14 protein-coding genes and 3 tRNA genes are annotated in these 16,641 nt (G+C 59.6%); 16 read left to right on the top strand and 1 reads right to left on the bottom strand.

Annotated elements, in window-relative coordinates; translation table 11 throughout:
* Nucleotides 1-28: 28 nt before the first annotated feature.
* The 14 genes from CFII64_RS08455 to CFII64_RS08390 all read left to right on the top strand — a co-directional run bounded on the left by CFII64_RS08455 (nucleotide 29) and on the right by CFII64_RS08390 (nucleotide 13,563).
* Entirely contained in the window at nucleotides 29-1,039 is a 1,011-nt protein-coding gene (locus CFII64_RS08455; protein ID WP_020290370.1) for an aspartate-semialdehyde dehydrogenase, read from the top strand.
* A 131-nt stretch (nucleotides 1,040-1,170) separates the two neighbouring features.
* The gene (locus CFII64_RS08450; protein WP_020290369.1) at nucleotides 1,171-3,930 is read left to right on the top strand and encodes a FimV/HubP family polar landmark protein; all 2,760 of its coding nucleotides are present in this window, start codon (nucleotides 1,171-1,173) and stop codon (nucleotides 3,928-3,930) included.
* Between the two features lie 131 nt (nucleotides 3,931-4,061).
* A complete protein-coding gene (gene truA, locus CFII64_RS08445) occupies nucleotides 4,062-4,886 on the top strand; it encodes a tRNA pseudouridine(38-40) synthase TruA (RefSeq protein WP_020290368.1) in 825 nt (274 codons plus the stop codon).
* A 59-nt stretch (nucleotides 4,887-4,945) separates the two neighbouring features.
* Complete coding sequence (locus CFII64_RS08440; protein ID WP_020290367.1) at nucleotides 4,946-5,566, top strand: phosphoribosylanthranilate isomerase; 621 nt, start codon at nucleotides 4,946-4,948, stop codon at nucleotides 5,564-5,566.
* A 271-nt stretch (nucleotides 5,567-5,837) separates the two neighbouring features.
* Nucleotides 5,838-6,758, top strand: coding sequence for an acetyl-CoA carboxylase, carboxyltransferase subunit beta (gene accD, locus CFII64_RS08435; protein ID WP_020290366.1), 921 nt, complete (start codon nucleotides 5,838-5,840; stop codon nucleotides 6,756-6,758).
* Nucleotides 6,755-8,062 carry a bifunctional tetrahydrofolate synthase/dihydrofolate synthase gene (folC, locus tag CFII64_RS08430; RefSeq protein WP_020290365.1) on the top strand — a complete coding sequence of 436 codons (1,308 nt, stop codon included), beginning with the start codon at nucleotides 6,755-6,757 and terminating at the stop codon, nucleotides 8,060-8,062. The genes accD and folC overlap by 4 nt, the downstream gene beginning before the upstream one ends.
* Nucleotides 8,046-8,714 (top strand): SPOR domain-containing protein, encoded by a 669-nt coding sequence (locus tag CFII64_RS08425; protein ID WP_020290364.1) that lies wholly within the window; start codon nucleotides 8,046-8,048, stop codon nucleotides 8,712-8,714. The genes folC and CFII64_RS08425 overlap by 17 nt, the downstream gene beginning before the upstream one ends.
* 99 nt (nucleotides 8,715-8,813) lie before the next feature.
* Nucleotides 8,814-9,401 (top strand): CvpA family protein, encoded by a 588-nt coding sequence (locus CFII64_RS08420; protein ID WP_020290363.1) that lies wholly within the window; start codon nucleotides 8,814-8,816, stop codon nucleotides 9,399-9,401.
* A gap of 12 nt (nucleotides 9,402-9,413) precedes the next feature.
* The gene (purF, locus tag CFII64_RS08415; protein ID WP_020290362.1) at nucleotides 9,414-10,922 is read left to right on the top strand and encodes an amidophosphoribosyltransferase; all 1,509 of its coding nucleotides are present in this window, start codon (nucleotides 9,414-9,416) and stop codon (nucleotides 10,920-10,922) included.
* Between the two features lie 19 nt (nucleotides 10,923-10,941).
* Nucleotides 10,942-12,153 carry an O-succinylhomoserine sulfhydrylase gene (locus tag CFII64_RS08410; RefSeq protein ID WP_020290361.1) on the top strand — a complete coding sequence of 404 codons (1,212 nt, stop codon included), beginning with the start codon at nucleotides 10,942-10,944 and terminating at the stop codon, nucleotides 12,151-12,153.
* Nucleotides 12,154-12,164: 11 nt separating this feature from the next.
* Nucleotides 12,165-12,929: an SDR family oxidoreductase gene (locus CFII64_RS08405; protein WP_044901254.1), complete on the top strand. Its 765-nt coding sequence runs from the start codon at nucleotides 12,165-12,167 to the stop codon at nucleotides 12,927-12,929.
* A gap of 216 nt (nucleotides 12,930-13,145) precedes the next feature.
* A tRNA-Val gene (locus CFII64_RS08400) sits at nucleotides 13,146-13,221 on the top strand.
* 59 nt (nucleotides 13,222-13,280) lie between these two features.
* Nucleotides 13,281-13,357: transfer RNA gene (locus CFII64_RS08395), tRNA-Asp, on the top strand.
* Nucleotides 13,358-13,486: 129 nt separating this feature from the next.
* Nucleotides 13,487-13,563 (top strand) — tRNA-Asp (locus CFII64_RS08390).
* Between the two features lie 161 nt (nucleotides 13,564-13,724).
* Here CFII64_RS08390 and CFII64_RS08385 read toward each other — a convergent pair.
* On the bottom strand, nucleotides 13,725-14,603 hold the full coding sequence (locus CFII64_RS08385) for an MBL fold metallo-hydrolase (protein ID WP_020290359.1): 879 nt from the start codon (nucleotides 14,601-14,603) through the stop codon (nucleotides 13,725-13,727).
* 104 nt (nucleotides 14,604-14,707) lie between these two features.
* Between CFII64_RS08385 and CFII64_RS08380 the strand changes: the two genes are divergently transcribed.
* Both CFII64_RS08380 and CFII64_RS08375 read left to right on the top strand, forming a co-directional pair.
* A complete protein-coding gene (locus CFII64_RS08380) occupies nucleotides 14,708-15,658 on the top strand; it encodes a LysR family transcriptional regulator (protein WP_020290358.1) in 951 nt (316 codons plus the stop codon).
* 82 nt (nucleotides 15,659-15,740) lie between these two features.
* Nucleotides 15,741-16,544 carry a DUF2242 domain-containing protein gene (locus CFII64_RS08375; protein ID WP_020290357.1) on the top strand — a complete coding sequence of 268 codons (804 nt, stop codon included), beginning with the start codon at nucleotides 15,741-15,743 and terminating at the stop codon, nucleotides 16,542-16,544.
* The last annotated feature ends 97 nt before the right edge of the window (nucleotides 16,545-16,641 follow it).

Below are 16,641 nucleotides of genomic sequence, written 5' to 3'. Positions count from 1 at the left end.
CGCTCCGCGTTTTTCCTGAGGTTTTTGCATGAGCCAGTCCTTTGACATCGCCGTGATCGGCGCCACCGGTACTGTCGGCGAAACCATCGTCCAGATTCTTGAAGAACTCGACTTCCCGGTCGGTCAGCTGCACTTGCTGGCCAGTATCGAGTCGGCGGGGCATTCGGTTCCGTTCAGGGGCAAGAATGTGCGGGTCAAAGAGGTCGACGAGTTCGATTTCAACAAGGCGCAGGTCGCGTTCTTTGCCGCTGGCCCGGCGATTACCCGCAGTTACGCCGCGCGTGCCTTGGCCGCAGGTTGTTCGGTGATCGATTTGTCCGGCGGCTTGCCCGCTGCAGACGCCCCCGGCGTAGTGCCGGAAATCAACGCCCAGTCGATTGAGTCCCAGGGCAAGCCTTATCAGATTGCCAGTCCGAGTGCTTCCGGCACGGCCATCGCGCTGACCCTCGCGCCATTACTCAACGTGCTGGAAATCCTGCGCGTCAACGTCACCGCCTGCCTGGCAGTCTCCAGCCAGGGCCGCGAAGGCGTTGCCGAACTGGCGCGGCAAACCACCGAATTGCTGAATATTCGTCCTATCGAGCCGCGTTTTTTTGACCGGCAGATGGCCTTCAACCTGCTCGCCCAGGTCGGCGCGCCGGACGCCCAGGGTCATGCGCCACTTGAAGTGCGCCTGGTGGCGGAGTTGCGCGAGTTGCTGGCATTGCCTTTACTCAAGGTTTCGGCGACATGCGTGCAGGCGCCGGTGTTTTTTGGCGACAGCTTTACCGTATCGCTGCAAACCTCGCGGCCGGTTGATCTGCAAGCGGTCAATGCCGCACTGGAAGCTGCGTCGGGGATTGAACTGGTCGAAGCCGGGGATTATCCGACGGCTGTAGGAGATGCCGTAGGCCAGGATGTTGTTTATGTAGGACGCGTGCGCAGCGGAATTGACGATCCTTGTGAGCTGAATCTGTGGATAACGTCTGACAATGTGCGCAAAGGCGCTGCGCTCAACGCTGTGCAGGTCGCGCAATTGTTGATAAAAGACTATGTGTAAAAGATACTTGGCCTCAATTTAAAGAATCTTTCTAGCGTGTGTGTCATTGATTTCCTGAGATGTCTGCTTAGACACCCAATGCATGCTTTACCTTCCCGGGTGCCGGGGAGTTTTTAAACAAGGGATGGGCTATGGTTCAGGTTCGCAAACTGGTTTTGGCAATTGCTGCCGCTTCGGCGTTGTCATCAGGCATGGCGCACGCGCTGGGACTCGGGGAATTGTCGGTCAAGTCGACCCTGAATCAACCCCTTGTAGCCGAGATCGAATTGTCACAGGCCGAAGGCCTGAGCGCCGCCCAAGTGGTGCCGAGTCTTGCAACCACTGCTGATTTCGCACAGGCGGGCGTCGCTCGACAGGCGTTTCTCAACGATCTGACGTTCACTCCGGTACTGAATGCCAACGGTAAAAGCGTATTGCGCATTACCTCCAGCAAGCCGGTGCGTGAGCCCTTTGTGAAATTCCTCGTGCAGGTGCTCTGGCCCAATGGTCGGCTGTTGCGCGAATACAGCCTGTTGCTGGACCCACCAAAGTTTTCCCCTGAAGCGGCAGCCGCTGCCGCAGCAGCGCCGCAATTGCCGACGACCGCGCCACAGCCGGCCCAGGCACCGGCGACTCCTCAGGTAGCGCCGCCTGCACCGACTCCGGTTCCGCAGGCGACGCCCGCTGCCGGGGCCAAGCCTGCGCAATACACGACCACCAATAACGACACGCTCTGGGAAATTGCCGAGAAAGTGCGCAATGGCGGCACTGTCCAGCAAACCATGCTGGCCATTCAGGCGCTGAACCCTGATGCGTTCATCGGCGGCAATATCAACCGCCTGAAAAAAGGCCAGGTATTGCGCCTGCCTGATCCGCAGCAAACCACTACCGTGCCGCAGCCTCAAGCCGTGGCCCAGGTTGCCGAACAGAATCAGGCCTGGCGTCAGGGGCGTCGTTTGCCGTCCGGTACCCGTCAGGTTGATGCGACCCGCCGTGATCGCGCCGGTGCTGCGCCGTCCAGAGTGGCTCCAAGTGACAGCCTGAGTCTGGTCGCCGCAGGCTCCAGCTCTTCGGCCAAGGGGGCGGCAGGCGACAAGGATTTGAGTAACAAGCTGGCGGTGGCCGAGGAAAATCTGGACACCGCGCGTCGTGACAACGCTGAACTGAAAAGTCGCATGAGCGACTTGCAGAGTCAGCTGGACAAGATGCAGCGCCTGATTCAGCTCAAGAGCGATCAACTGGCCAAGATGCAGGCCGCAGGTGCAACGGTTCCACCGGTGCCTGCCGACCCGGCTTTGCCGGCCGCATTGGTTGCAGCACCTGGCGCCGCCGCCAAGCCGCCGGGCGAAATCGCTCCCGAAGACGCCCTGCCAGCAGGCGCGGCTCAAGTCAGTGCACCGCCTGCGGAGCAGCCGCTGGCCGTTGAACCGGTCGCGGCGCAGGACGCCGATTCCGACCAGGCGTTCAAACAGCTGCTCGGTAACCCGATCGTCCTCGGCTTGATCGGCGGCGCGGTCGTGCTGCTTCTGCTGCTGTTGATGCTGTTTCTGGCGCGCCGCCGCAATGCCAAGGCCGAGGCCGAGAAACACCGGCGCATGGCGCGTGCGCTGGCTGAAGAATCTGAATTTGTGTCCGACATGGATATGGACGTGCCGCAGGCCAGTTTCGACGGGCTGGTGGTTGCCGCGCCTAACGTGAAAATGGCGCCGATGGGCAGTGCGAGTGTCGATCCTGCTCGTGAGCGTCCAGCCGATCCACTGGTTCAGGCCGAGATCCATATCGCTTACGGGCGTATGAATCAGGCTGTCGAGCTGCTGGAAGAGTCGTTGAAGGAAGACCCGGCCCGGGACGATATTCGTCTCAAACTCATGGAAATCTACGCCGAGCAAGGTAACAGCAAGGCGTTTGCGATCCATGAGCGGAAATTGGTGGCTGGGGGAAAGCATCACGCTGAGGTCGAGCAGCTCAAGAGTCGTTACCCGGCCATGATCACCGCTGCCGTCGTCGCGGCAGCGGCAACAGCCACTGCAGCTGCGGTGGCTGCAGAAATGGATGCGAAGTACGTCGAGGAATTGTTGCTCGACGAGCCCGAAACACCGGAGCCCGAGCCCGAGCCTGAACCGGCCGTTGTCGCCGAAACCCCTGTGCCGCCAACGCCGGAACCGGTTGCTCAAGCGGATGAGCCGGATGAGTTCGACCACGATTTCGATTTGAGTCTGGACGACCTTGAAGAGGCCTCGCCTGCACAAGTGACCAATCCAACCGATCATTACGATCTGGAGCTGGATGCACCTGTTTTGCCAGCAATCAATGACGATGACGAGCTGAGTTTCGAGTCGGTATTGAAACAGCAAAGCGAAGCCAAGGCGGCGAGCGCACCGGACGATCTGGCTGACTTCGATCTGGCTGATTTTGATCTGGATAGCGCCGAAGACGAGCCTGCGCTGAGTGCCGAGGATGATTTCCTGCTCAGTCTCGACGAGCCACCGTTGAATCTGGGTGAATCAGCGCCCGCTCAGCCTGCCGACGATCTGGACCTGCCGGATGATTTCGATCTGTCGCTGGCTGACGAAATCGAGACTGATCAGGCCACTCAAGCGTTTGCCTCCGAGATCGAGGATGTGAATGCCGAGCTGGAGCGCCTGTCGCAGAAACTTGAGCAGCCGCCGATGGCCACGCCGTTCGAAGCGCCAAGCTTTACAGCCGAAGACGCCGCTGCACTCGATGATGACGAGCCGGAATTCGACTTCCTGTCAGGCACCGATGAAGCGGCTACCAAGCTCGATCTGGCTCGCGCCTACATCGAGATGGGCGACAGCGATGGCGCTCGGGACATACTCGATGAAGTTGTCACTGAAGGTGATGACGGTCAGAAAACCGAAGCCAGGGACATGCTGAGTCGTCTGGTCTGAGGGTTCTGTGATTGACTGCAACGGCCGCTAATGCGGCCGTTTGCATTTCCAGGGCAGGGTGCATGGCGTCTTTTTTCAGCGGCCTTATAATGGCCGCCATTTCGTAATTCAACAGGCTGTCACTTCTCGAAATGGCCGCCGCTGGTTTTTCCCGAATCGCACTGGGTGTCGAGTACAAAGGCTCTCGCTATTGTGGCTGGCAGCGTCAGGCGTCCGGTGTGCTGACGGTTCAGGAAACCCTGGAAAATGCGCTGTCCAAAGTCGCGGATTCCCCTGTGTCGCTGTTGTGCGCCGGGCGCACTGACGCGGGCGTGCATGCCTGCGGCCAGGTGGTGCATTTCGATACTCAGGCTGAGCGTTCCATGAAGGCCTGGGTCATGGGTGCCAATATCAATCTGCCCCATGACGTCAGCGTGACGTGGGCCAAGGTGATGCCGGCTGAATTCCATGCGCGCTTCAAGGCAATCGCCCGGCGCTATCGTTACGTCATTTATAACGATCAGATTCGTCCGGCCCATCTGAATCAGGAAATCACCTGGAATCATCGCCCGCTGGATGCCGAGCGCATGGCGCAAGCCGCGCAGTATCTGGTGGGTACCCATGATTTCAGCGCATTTCGTGCCGGGCAGTGCCAGGCCAAGTCTCCGATCAAACAGCTGCACCATCTGCGCGTTTCGCGGCACGGCAAGATGATTGTCATCGATGTGCGCGCCAATGCGTTTCTGCATCACATGGTGCGCAACATCGCAGGCGTGTTGATGACGATCGGCACCGGCGAACGTCCTGTCGAGTGGGCGCGGGATGTCCTGGAGAGCAAGGTGCGCAGGACCGGCGGCGTGACGGCACACCCTTACGGGTTGTATCTGGTGCAGGTTGAGTATCGCGACGAGTTCCCATTGCCGGAACGCTATGTCGGACCGCACTTTCTGACAGGCTTCTCGGAACTTGACGGCTGACGTCCGGAAAAGCATTTGCTACCATCCCGAACTTTACAGAAAGGCTTGGGGTTCTCTACATGTCAGCCGTTCGCAGCAAGATCTGCGGCATTACCCGCATAGAAGACGCTTTGGCTGCTGTTGAGGCCGGGGCTGATGCTATCGGGCTGGTGTTCTATGCCAGGAGCCCGCGCGCGGTAACCGTGCAGCAGGCGCGAGCGATCATTGCCGCGCTGCCGCCGTTTGTCAGTACTGTCGGGCTTTTCGTCAATGCCAGCGCTTGTGAACTCAACGAGACGCTGGATGCCGTGCCGCTGGATCTGTTGCAGTTTCATGGCGACGAAACGCCAGAGCAATGTGAAGGCTATCATCGCCCCTGGATCAAGGCCTTGCGGGTCCAGGCCGGCGACGATATTGCCGCCAGTTGCCGTGCGTATTCCGGCGCCAGCGGTATTCTGCTGGACACCTATGTAGCCGGCGTTCCTGGCGGGACCGGTGAAACCTTTGACTGGGCGTTGATCCCGAGCGGCCTGAGTAAACCGATCATTCTGGCCGGCGGTCTGACTTCCGCCAATGTGGCGCAGGCCATCGCTCAGGTCCGACCGTATGCAGTGGATGTCAGCGGCGGGGTCGAAAAAAGTGGAGGCATCAAGGACCATGACAAGATCCGCGCATTCATGAGTGCGGTGCATGGCGCTTGATAGTCAGCGGCTATAGATGTGACGGCTTTGGGTTGTCCGCCGTCCATGAACCTGGCTGCCTGATTGGCGCACTGGTCGAATTCAAGACTGCGCAGGTGTCGGTACGCCGCGCAGAAGCTGTTGCAGTTCCACGATTGACGACGTTGTTGTCATGCAGGTCAGGCCAATTGCCGACCGCTGGCGACGGGTTGTCAGATCATCCAAGAATTTAAGGGCATGCGCAGACGTCGATTCGTCTGCGTTCGAGCCACCGGTACTGGAGAAATAAAGCATGAGCAACTGGTTGGTAGACAAGCTGATCCCTTCGATCATGCGTTCCGAGGTCAAGAAGAGCTCGGTTCCCGAAGGTCTTTGGCATAAGTGCCCTTCTTGCGAAGCGGTGCTTTATCGTCCGGAACTGGAAAAGACCCTGGACGTCTGCCCCAAGTGCAACCATCACATGCGTATTGGCGCCCGGGCACGTCTGAACATCTTTCTGGATTCCGATGGCCGTGCCGAAATCGGCGCTGATCTGGAGCCAGTCGATCGCCTGAAGTTTCGCGACAGCAAGAAATACAAGGATCGTCTCACCGGCGCGCAGAAGCAGACTGGTGAAAAGGATGCGCTGATTTCCATGAGCGGCTCCTTGCTGGGCATGCCCGTGGTCGCTTGCGCATTCGAATTCTCCTTCATGGGTGGTTCGATGGGGGCTATCGTTGGCGAGCGTTTCGTACAGGCCGCCAACTACGCGCTGGAAAAACGTTGCCCGATGATCTGCTTCGCGGCCTCCGGCGGCGCACGCATGCAGGAAGCACTGATTTCCCTGATGCAGATGGCCAAGACTTCGGCCGTGCTGGCCCGTCTTCGTGAAGAAGGTCTGCCGTTTATCTCGGTACTCACTGATCCGGTCTACGGCGGTGTTTCCGCGAGTCTGGCGATGCTGGGTGATGTGATCGTTGCAGAACCCAAGGCGCTGATCGGTTTCGCCGGTCCTCGCGTCATCGAACAGACCGTGCGTGAGAAGCTGCCTGAAGGCTTCCAGCGCAGCGAGTTCCTGCTTGATCACGGCGCTATCGACTTGATCATCCACCGACAGGAACTGCGTCCGCGCCTGGGCAATCTGCTCGCGCAATTCATGAACCTGCCGACCCCTAAATTCGTACCGCCGGTTCTGGAACCTATCGTTGTTCCACCGATTCCGGCGAACGTATGACCCCAGGATCGCTGGGCGACTGGCTCGCCTATCTGGAGCAGTTGCACCCTTCGGCCATTGATATGGGGCTGGAGCGTTCGCAACAGGTTGCCCGGCAATTGGGTCTGACCCGTCCTGCGCCCAAGGTGATTACCGTCACCGGGACCAACGGCAAGGGTTCGACTTGCGCATTCCTCGCGGCATTGCTGCAGGCGCAGGGTTTGAAAGTCGGCGTCTACAGCTCACCTCACCTGTTGCGTTACAACGAGCGGGTGCAGGTGCAGGGCGTTGAAGCCACTGATGTGGAACTGTGCGATGCCTTTGCCGCTGTCGAAGCGGCGCGTGGCGATGTCACGCTGACTTATTTCGAGATGGGCACCCTGGCCGCCTTCTGGCTGTTCGAGCGGGCCGGGCTGGATGTCGCGGTGCTTGAAGTCGGCCTTGGCGGCCGGCTGGATGCGGTCAATCTGATCGATGCGGATCTGGCGCTGGTGACCAGCATCGGCATCGATCACGCCGACTGGCTGGGCGATACCCGTGAATCTGTCGCTTTCGAAAAAGCGGGCATCTTCCGCGAAGGTCGTCCCGCGCTTTGTGGCGATCTGGATCCTCCGGCGCCTTTGCTGGCGCAGGCTGCGGCACTCAATTGCCCGCTGTGGTTGCGCGGTCGGGAGTTCGATCTGTCGATCACCGACCACAACTGGAGCTGGCTGGGTCGTGACGGGGCAGGGCAGTTGGTTGAATTGCGCGACCTGCCGCTGCTCGATTTGCCCATGGAGAACGCGGCGCTCGCCTTGCAGGCCTATTTGTTGCTGGATATTGCCTGGCAACCCGAGGTGATTCGCTCGGCATTGCTTGGCACGCGGATTATCGGTCGCCTGGATCGGCGTTCGTTCAACTGGCATGGCAAGCACCTGCACTTGCTACTGGATGTGGGCCATAACCCCCACGCTGCGCAGTTTCTCGCCCGGCGCATGGCGCAGCGTCCAGTCGTCGGCAAGCGTCTTGCGGTGTTTGGTTTGCTGGCCGACAAGGAACTCGAAGGCGTTGTGGCCGAGCTTGTTGGAAGTATCGCCGAGTGGGCTGTGGCGCCATTGCCAACCTCGCGCAGTCGCCCGGCGTCGGATCTTCAGACGGCACTACAGAACCTTGGCGCAAAAGTGACGTCCTATCAGAGTGTTGCGTTGGCGCTGGAGGCTCAGTGCACGCACGCCACGGCCGATGACGAAATTTTGCTGTTCGGGTCTTTTTACTGTGTTGCCGAGGCCCTGGAATGGTTGACCCGGCACGCCAAAGAGGAAGCTGCAAATGGCACTGCTGGATAACGTATTCAAACAGCGAATGGTCGGCGCACTGGTGCTTATTGCCGTGGCGGTGATTTTCCTGCCAATGCTGTTCACCAAACAGGACGAGTCGCATCGGGTACTGGTCGACGCGCCGGCTGCGCCGCAGACACCGCCTACGCCTCAGGTGCGGATCGAGCCGGTTCCGGTTCCTGAACCTCAGGCATTGCCTCAGGAGCCGATACCGGCCGACGACGAAATCGGCCAGATTGCCGTGGCACCCTCGACGCCAATCGCGCCTGCGCCGCCCGCTGCAAAACCCACTCCTGCACCTGCTGCACCTGTGGCCAAGCCAGCGTCCAAGCCTGCTGCACCGGCTCCAGCCGCTCCGGCGACTGCCCCGGCCCAAGCCGCGACCAAACCGGCCACGCCGAGTGGCGTCGACGCCAATGGCCTGTCGGTCAGCTGGTCGGTGCAACTGGCGAGCCTGTCCAATCGGGCCAATGCCGACAACCTGCAGAAAACCCTGCGTACCCAAGGCTATAACGCGTATATCCGCAGCGGCGACGGCGTGAATCGGGTGTTTGTCGGTCCGCTGATCGAGCGCGCCGAGGCCGATCGTCTGCGCGATCAGCTCGACAAGCAGCAGAAGCTGAAGGGCATTGTCGTACGCTTCCAGCCCGAACGCGGCTGAGGCTTTTTCAGCGAATGTGAGGCCTGCCGGTAATCCCCGCTTACCGGCAGGCTGGCGCTCTGCTAAAATGCGCCGCCTTATCTGTTCGCAGGCTCAAACGTGCCATTTACCCCGGTCGACTGGGCGATCCTCGGGATTGTCGTCATTTCTGCTCTGATCAGTCTCAAGCGCGGCTTCGTCAAGGAGGCTCTGTCGCTGGTGACCTGGATCATTGCAGGCGTCGTTGCCTGGATGTTCGGTGCGGGGCTTTCGCAGTATCTGGTCAGTTATATCGAGACACCCTCGTTCAGGGTGATCGCAGCCTGTACTATTCTGTTCGTCGCCACCTTGCTGGTCGGCGCAATGATCAACTTTCTCATCGGAGAACTGATTCGTGTCACCGGGCTTTCCGGGACCGATCGTTTTCTCGGCATGGTCTTCGGCGCGGCGCGCGGGGGCTTGCTTGTCGTAGTGGCGGTCGGGCTGTTGAGCCTGGGGCCGGTGCAACAGGATCAATGGTGGCAGCAGTCCAGATTGTTGCCACAATTTCTCATGGTCGCTGACTGGTCGAAAAACCTGATTCTCGGGATGTCCAGCAAGTGGCTCGCCAGCGGCATCAGCGTACCTGCTGATCTGCCGTTCAAGGATCACCTTCTGCCGCCTACAATGCCGCAGGAAGTGCTCGGTAAATCCAGTTCCACTAAGTAGGGGTTGTGTCGCATGTGTGGCATCGTCGGTATCGTTGGTAAGTCGAATGTCAATCAGGCGCTGTATGACGCGCTAACCGTCCTCCAGCACCGCGGCCAGGACGCTGCCGGTATCGTAACCAGTCACGATGGCCGGTTATTCCTGCGCAAGGACAATGGTTTGGTTCGTGACGTATTCCACCAGCGGCATATGCAGCGCCTGGTCGGACATATGGGCATTGGCCATGTGCGTTACCCGACAGCAGGCAGCTCGACCTCAGCCGAGGCCCAGCCGTTCTATGTCAACTCGCCGTATGGCATCACGTTGGCCCACAACGGCAACCTGACCAACGTCGAGCAACTGGCCAAGGAGATTTACGAATCCGACCTGCGCCACGTCAACACCAATTCCGATTCTGAAGTGCTGCTCAACGTCTTCGCCCATGAGCTGGCCCGGCGCGGCAAGTTGCAGCCCACCGAAGAAGACGTCTTCGCGGCCGTGGCCGACGTGCACAATCGTTGCCGTGGCGGCTATGCCGTCGTCGCGATGATCACCGGTTACGGCATCGTTGGTTTCCGTGACCCGGACGCCATTCGCCCGATCGTGTTCGGCCAGCGTCATACCGACGAAGGCGTCGAGTACATGATCGCCTCGGAAAGCGTTTCCCTGGACGTTCTGGGCTTCACGCTGATTCGTGACCTGGCGCCGGGCGAAGCGGTTTACATCACCGAAGACGGCAAGCTGCATACTCGTCAATGTGCTGCCAACCCGAAATATGCGCCGTGCATCTTCGAACACGTCTATCTGGCGCGTCCGGACTCGATCATCGACGGCATCTCGGTCTACAAGGCGCGTCTGCGCATGGGCGAGAAGCTGGCCGACAAGATCCTGCGCGAGCGTCCGGATCACGACATCGACGTGGTTATCCCGATTCCTGACACCAGCCGTACCGCCGCTCTTGAGCTGGCCAATCACCTGGGCGTCAAGTTCCGCGAAGGCTTCGTCAAGAACCGTTATATCGGCCGCACGTTTATCATGCCCGGCCAGGCCGCGCGGAAAAAATCCGTACGCCAGAAGCTCAACGCCATCGAGCTGGAATTTCGCGGCAAGAACGTGATGCTGGTGGATGACTCCATCGTGCGTGGCACCACCTGCAAGCAGATCATCCAGATGGCACGCGAAGCGGGCGCCAAGAACGTTTACTTCTGCTCGGCGGCTCCGGCGGTTCGCTATCCGAACGTCTATGGCATCGACATGCCGAGCGCTCACGAGCTGATCGCCCACAATCGCACCACTCAGGACGTCGCTGATCTGATCGGTGCCGACTGGTTGATCTATCAGGACTTGAGTGACCTGATCGAAGCGGTCAGTGGCAGCAAAAAGATCAAGATCGACAACTTCGATTGCTCGGTATTCGACGGCAAGTACGTGACCGGTGACATCGACGAGCATTACCTGAACAAGATCGAGCAGGCGCGCAATGACGCCTCCAAGGTCAAGACCCAGGCCGTGAGCGCGATTATCGATCTGTACAACAACTAATCATCAGGGAGGGCGCGGCATGACTCAGGAATGGGATGCCGGTCGGCTGGACAGCGATCTTGAAGGCGTGGGTTTCGATACCCTCGCCGTACGGGCAGGCCAACACCGCACGCCGGAAGGCGAGCACGGCGATCCGATGTTCTTCACCTCCAGTTACGTGTTCCGCACGGCCGCCGACGCGGCCGCGCGTTTCGCCGGTGAGGTGCCGGGCAACGTTTACTCGCGCTACACCAACCCGACCGTGCGCTCCTTCGAAGAGCGCATCGCCGCGCTGGAAGGCGCAGAGCAGGCGGTAGCGACGGCGACGGGCATGGCGGCCATTCTGGCCACTGTCATGAGTCTGTGCAGCGCGGGCGACCATGTACTGGTATCGCGCAGTGTGTTCGGTTCGACCATCAGCCTGTTCGAGAAGTACTTCAAACGCTTTGGCGTCGAAGTCGACTACGTGCCGCTGGCCGAGCTGGCGGGCTGGGATGCGGCCATCAAGTCCAACACCAAATTGCTGTTCGTCGAGTCGCCGTCCAATCCACTGGCTGAATTGGTGGATATCGCGGCCCTGGCCGAAATCGCCCACGCCAAGGGCGCGATGCTGGTGGTGGATAACTGCTTCTGTACCCCGGCGCTGCAACAACCGTTGCTGCTGGGTGCCGACGTGGTGGTGCATTCGGCCACCAAGTTCATCGACGGCCAGGGTCGTTGCATGGGCGGCGTGGTTGCCGGACGCAGCGAGCAGATGAAGGAAGTCGTAGGTTTCCTGCGCACCGCCGGGCCGACCCTGAGCCCCTTCAATGCCTGGATTTTCCTCAAGGGCCTTGAAACCTTGAACCTGCGCATGCGCGCTCATTGCGCCAGTGCCCTTGAACTGGCCGAGTGGCTGGAGCAGCAGGACGGCATCGAGAAGGTGCACTACGCCGGTCTCAAGAGCCATCCGCAGCATGCTCTGGCTCAACGCCAGCAGAAAGGCTTTGGTGCCGTGGTCAGTTTTGAAGTCAAAGGTGGCAAAGATGGCGCGTGGCGTTTCATCGATGCCACTCGCCTGATCTCCATCACGGCCAACCTGGGTGACAGCAAAACCACCATCACCCACCCGAGCACCACGTCTCACGGACGTCTGGCGCCGCAGGAGCGGGAAGCGGCGGGTATTCGTGACAGCCTGATTCGCGTTGCGGTCGGGCTGGAAGATGTTGCCGACCTCAAAGCCGATCTGGCGCGTGGTCTGGCGGCATTGTGAGCGATTGGGTGATGGAGGCCGCCAGCGCCAGCAATGGTCGGGTGGCCTTGGTTACCGGTGCGGCACGCGGGATCGGTCTGGGCATCGCTGCCTGGCTGATTACCGAGGGCTGGCAGGTCGTGCTCGCCGACGTTGATCGCGCCCGTGGGTTACGGGTGACCGAAGCGCTCGGCGAGAACGCATTGTTCGTTGGCATGGATGTGGCCAGCGAAGAACAGGTTGCGGCGGGCGTCGCCGAGGTAATCGGACGCTTCGGGCGTCTGGACGCACTGGTCTGCAACGCTGCGGTGGCCGATCCACGCAACACCACTCTCGAAAGCCTGAGCCTTGCCCACTGGAATCGTGTGCTGGCCGTCAACCTCAATGGTCCGATGCTGCTGGCCAAGCACTGCGCGCCGTACCTGCGTGCTCACTGCGGCAGCATCGTCAACCTGACCTCGACGCGCGCTCGTCAATCAGAACCCGATACGGAAGCTTACGCGGCCAGCAAGGGCGGTTTGCTGGCGTTGACTCACGCCCTGGCGATCAGTCTGGGCCCGGAAATCAGGGTCAATGCGGTAAGCCCCGGCTGGATCGACGTTCGCGACCCCTCCGTGCGCCGCGCTGAGCCGCTCTCTGAGGCCGATCATGCGCAGCATCCGGCGGGCAGGGTAGGCAATGTAGAGGACGTGGCTGCAATGGTGGCCTGGCTGCTGTCGCGCAATGCCGGTTTCATTACCGGGCAGGAGTTCGTGGTCGACGGCGGCATGACCCGCAAAATGGTTTATGTGGAGTGAAGCTGTAGGAGCGAATTTATTCGCGAGGCTACCGGTCAGGCGCTGATGGCGTTGTGATCTGTGCAGAGTTGGCAAAGGCGCGAGAAATTGCGCCTTTTCTTCGTCTGGCTCGTAGCTGGGAAGTTGTCGCTAAAAGCCGTCTCTGAAAAAAACTTCAAGCAGGCTATTGACTTAGGTTCGTTAGGTGCGTAAATTTCGCGGCCTCAACGAAGCAAAGGGTGATTAGCTCAGCTGGGAGAGCAGCTGCCTTACAAGCAGCGGGTCGGCGGTTCGATCCCGTCATCACCCACCACTTCGTGAGTTTCAAGCTACAAGGTTTGATAGCAGCACCGGACGCAAGTCCACCGACAAGCAGCGGTAGTTCAGTCGGTTAGAATACCGGCCTGTCACGCCGGGGGTCGCGGGTTCGAGTCCCGTCCGCTGCGCCATATTTTACGGATCGGGTCAGCCCGGTCTGCGATTGAAAAGCCTCAAGGCTGATCAATCAGGGTTACAACGAAACAGATTCTCGAAAATCTGTTTCAACAGGTTCAAACGGATGCAAGTCCGAGCGATACGCAGCGGTAGTTCAGTCGGTTAGAATACCGGCCTGTCACGCCGGGGGTCGCGGGTTCGAGTCCCGTCCGCTGCGCCATACATAGCTTCGAGGCCCTTGAACTCCTTGAAGCGAAAAAAGAAAGCGACCTTAACGGGTCGCTTTTTTTTGCCTGATTTCGGTAGAGTTGGGTCACCGTAGCGTCTGATTCGCGGGCAAGCCTCGCGCCTACTAGTCCATCTCAGGCATGTCAAAACGCTCTACCACTTCATCTCACCCTTGGCCACTTTCGCGCTCAGTACCAGTGACGATTCATCCGCCAGCTTTGGGTAGTGCGCTTTCATCGCTTCAATCAGTGCGACGGAGTCTTTGGCCTTGGTCGTTTCGGCGTCGAAGGTTTTGATATAGCGCGCGGTAAAGTCGGGCGATTGATTCGGCTTCAGCTCACCCGGCAGGAAATGACCGGGCACAATGGTCGCAGGCTGCAGTTTTTCGATCGCCGCCAGCGTCGCCAGCCAATCCTGATGGGATTTTGCGCTTTGGGTGTCCGCCATCCATACGTGAATATTGTTGGACAGCACCACGCCACCCATCACGGCCTTGATTGAGGGGATCCACACGAACGTGCGATCCGGCTGTGGACCGTCCAGGCCGATGATTTGCAGTTTCTGGCCTTCAAGCTTCAGTTCGTTGCCCTGAAGCACTTCAGGAACAATGACCTTGTCGGGCGCGCCAGCACCAAGTTTTGGTCCCCAGTAGGCGAGCTTGGCATCCTTGGTTTCCTTGATATGGGCTACGGTCTGGGCGCTGGCCACGACCCTGGCGTTGGGGAAGGCCTCGGTGAAGGTTTGCAAGCCAAAATAGAAGTCCGGGTCGCCATGACTGATGTAAATGGTGGTCAGATTCTTGCCGCTCTTGCGGATTGTTTCGACGATCTGCTCAGCCTGGGGTTTGGCAAATTGAGCATCGATCAGAATGGCGTCCTTCTCGCCAGTCACCAGCACCGAGGAGACCGGAAAGATGGCCTCATCACCCGGGTTGTAAATGTCCAGTTTCAACGGCTGTGCCGCCAGAGCGGAGCCTGCGAGCCCGAGCAGGGCGAAAGTGGCCAAAAGCCGTCGTGCGGGGAGCGGTAGCATGTCGAGTTCCATATTGTCTGGTTGGGAGTCGGCACATTAGTTGAGATTTATCGATCGAAAAACGCTAGATTGGCGGCAGATTTGTTTCTAAAAACGGTCGAATCATGGACAAATTGTTGGCGATGCAGGCTTTTGTGACCGTCGTCGACTGTGGCAGCCAGACGGCCGCCGCAGACAAGCTTGGTTTGTCCAGGCCAGTGATTTCCAGATTCCTCGCCGAGCTTGAGGACTGGACGGGCGCGCGCCTGATGCATCGTACGACCCGCCGTTTGAACCTGACGGCGGCAGGAACCGAGGTATTGCCCCTGTGCAGGCGCATGCTTGATCTGGCTGAGGATATGCGCGCCGTAGTCGCGACGCCGGAGGTTGAGCCCAAAGGACTGCTGCGCATTACTGCCAGTACCTCGTTTGGGCAGGCTCAGCTTATGCACGCGATAACTGAGTTTGTCGGCCGCTACTCACAGGTCCGCGTCGACATGGTGCTGCTCGACCGCACGGTCAATCTGGTCGATGAGCGCATCGATCTGGCGATTCGTATCACTAACGAGTTGGACCCCAATCTGATTGCACGGCGCTTGACCACCTGCCGTTCGGTGGTTTGTGCCTCACCGGATTACCTGAGGATGCATTCAGCACCCAGGGTGATCGAAGACCTGACACTGCATAACTGCCTGACCCATTCCTATCACAGCAGCAGTCTGTGGCACTTTACCCGCAAGGGCGTGCCACAGAGCGTCGCGGTGAAGGGCAATCTCAGCAGCAATGATTCGATCACCACAATGCAGGCTGCGCTGTGCGACGCGGGAGTGGCGTTGTTGCCGACTTATCTGGCAGCGCCGCTCATCAGGCAAGGTCAGCTGGTCGCGCTGCTGACGGATTACCAACCGATGGAGTTGAGCATTTTCGCGGTGTATGCCTCGCGTAAACACATGTCGTCAGCGTTGCGCGCCATGCTCGACTTTCTGGCTCAACGGTTTGCCCCCGCACCTGCGTGGGACAGTGATCATTTTGCCGCTTTGCCGGTTGTAACAAGATCCTTTCAATCTGTGCGTTGATCCCGCGCCTGCCTTGTTGCAGACTTGCCGATGTTTTCCAAGTCTGCAGTACTGCTGACCGTTATCTCCTCCAGGATTCTTGATGCCAAAATTATTTAGCTTTCGTACCGCGTGCTGGGCATTTGCCCTGCTGGCCGCCGCAGGCTGTTCGGCAAAGAAGACCGCCGTGTATGAGCATGAAAACTTTGATGATGCGGGGACTTTTTCCAGAGCCTACCCCGTGACTGACTCCGCCTCCTGTGAAGCGGCGCGCCGTGCCTTGCTCAGTCAGGGCTATATCATCACCAGCAGTGACCCGAAGATGATCAGCGGGCACAAAAGCTTCCAGCAAACCGGCGAAACCCATATGGAGATCAGCTTCAATGTGGTCTGCGCCGCTGATGGCACCGAAAACAGCTCGACCATGTTTGCCAATGCCTTGCAGGACCGCTACGCGCTGAAAAAGACCAACAACTCCGCGAGCGTGGGTGTCGGCGTGCTGGGTTCGGTGTCGATGCCGATCGGCTCGACGGACGACTCGATGGTCAAGGTCGCCAGCGAGACCGTGGCGTCGGACAAGTTTTACGACCGCTTCTTTATCCTGGTGGAAAACTTCCTGCCGCCAGAAGCGAAGAAAGCCGCGCATATCAAGGAAAAGCCAAAGACCGACCTTGGCGTGCCTGAGCCAGTCGCCAAACCTGCTGCGCTTACCGAGCCCAAGCCTGCCGACGTCAAGCCTGCTGAAACCAAGGCTGCTGAAGAAGCACCAAAGGCTGAGCCAGTCGCAGCGCCCGCTGTGGAAACCAGTCAGCCGATGCCTGCACCCGCAGCCTCTGAATCCTTCCAGGCCGAACCAGCGCCTGTTGAGACCGCGCCAGCCACGCCGGAAACCACGCCTACGCCTTGAGCGTTGGAGCGAGCGGGCGGCTTGCCCGCTAATCGACCGTAGGACCGGCTTCAGCCGGGAGAATGCCTCTCGCGGCTAAAGCCGCTCCTACGAGAGC

The organism is Pseudomonas sp. CFII64, from assembly GCF_000416235.1.
Lineage (GTDB): Bacteria > Pseudomonadota > Gammaproteobacteria > Pseudomonadales > Pseudomonadaceae > Aquipseudomonas.
The sequence above is the reverse complement of the archived record's forward strand: the minus strand, read 5'-3'. Positions and strand labels throughout refer to the sequence as shown.

Excerpts from the sequence above, each read along its gene's own strand:
- CFII64_RS08455 (WP_020290370.1), top strand. The coding sequence starts at position 29 with ATGAGCCAGTCCTTTGACATCGCCGTGATCGGCGCCACCGGTACTGTC.
- CFII64_RS08450 (WP_020290369.1), top strand. The coding sequence starts at position 1,171 with ATGGTTCAGGTTCGCAAACTGGTTTTGGCAATTGCTGCCGCTTCGGCG.
- truA (WP_020290368.1), top strand. The coding sequence starts at position 4,062 with ATGGCCGCCGCTGGTTTTTCCCGAATCGCACTGGGTGTCGAGTACAAA.
- CFII64_RS08440 (WP_020290367.1), top strand. The coding sequence starts at position 4,946 with ATGTCAGCCGTTCGCAGCAAGATCTGCGGCATTACCCGCATAGAAGAC.
- accD (WP_020290366.1), top strand. The coding sequence starts at position 5,838 with ATGAGCAACTGGTTGGTAGACAAGCTGATCCCTTCGATCATGCGTTCC.
- folC (WP_020290365.1), top strand. The coding sequence starts at position 6,755 with ATGACCCCAGGATCGCTGGGCGACTGGCTCGCCTATCTGGAGCAGTTG.
- CFII64_RS08425 (WP_020290364.1), top strand. The coding sequence starts at position 8,046 with ATGGCACTGCTGGATAACGTATTCAAACAGCGAATGGTCGGCGCACTG.
- purF (WP_020290362.1), top strand. The coding sequence starts at position 9,414 with ATGTGTGGCATCGTCGGTATCGTTGGTAAGTCGAATGTCAATCAGGCG.
- CFII64_RS08410 (WP_020290361.1), top strand. The coding sequence starts at position 10,942 with ATGACTCAGGAATGGGATGCCGGTCGGCTGGACAGCGATCTTGAAGGC.
- CFII64_RS08405 (WP_044901254.1), top strand. The coding sequence starts at position 12,165 with ATGGAGGCCGCCAGCGCCAGCAATGGTCGGGTGGCCTTGGTTACCGGT.
- CFII64_RS08385 (WP_020290359.1), bottom strand. The coding sequence starts at position 14,603 with ATGCTACCGCTCCCCGCACGACGGCTTTTGGCCACTTTCGCCCTGCTC.
- CFII64_RS08380 (WP_020290358.1), top strand. The coding sequence starts at position 14,708 with ATGGACAAATTGTTGGCGATGCAGGCTTTTGTGACCGTCGTCGACTGT.
- CFII64_RS08375 (WP_020290357.1), top strand. The coding sequence starts at position 15,741 with ATGCCAAAATTATTTAGCTTTCGTACCGCGTGCTGGGCATTTGCCCTG.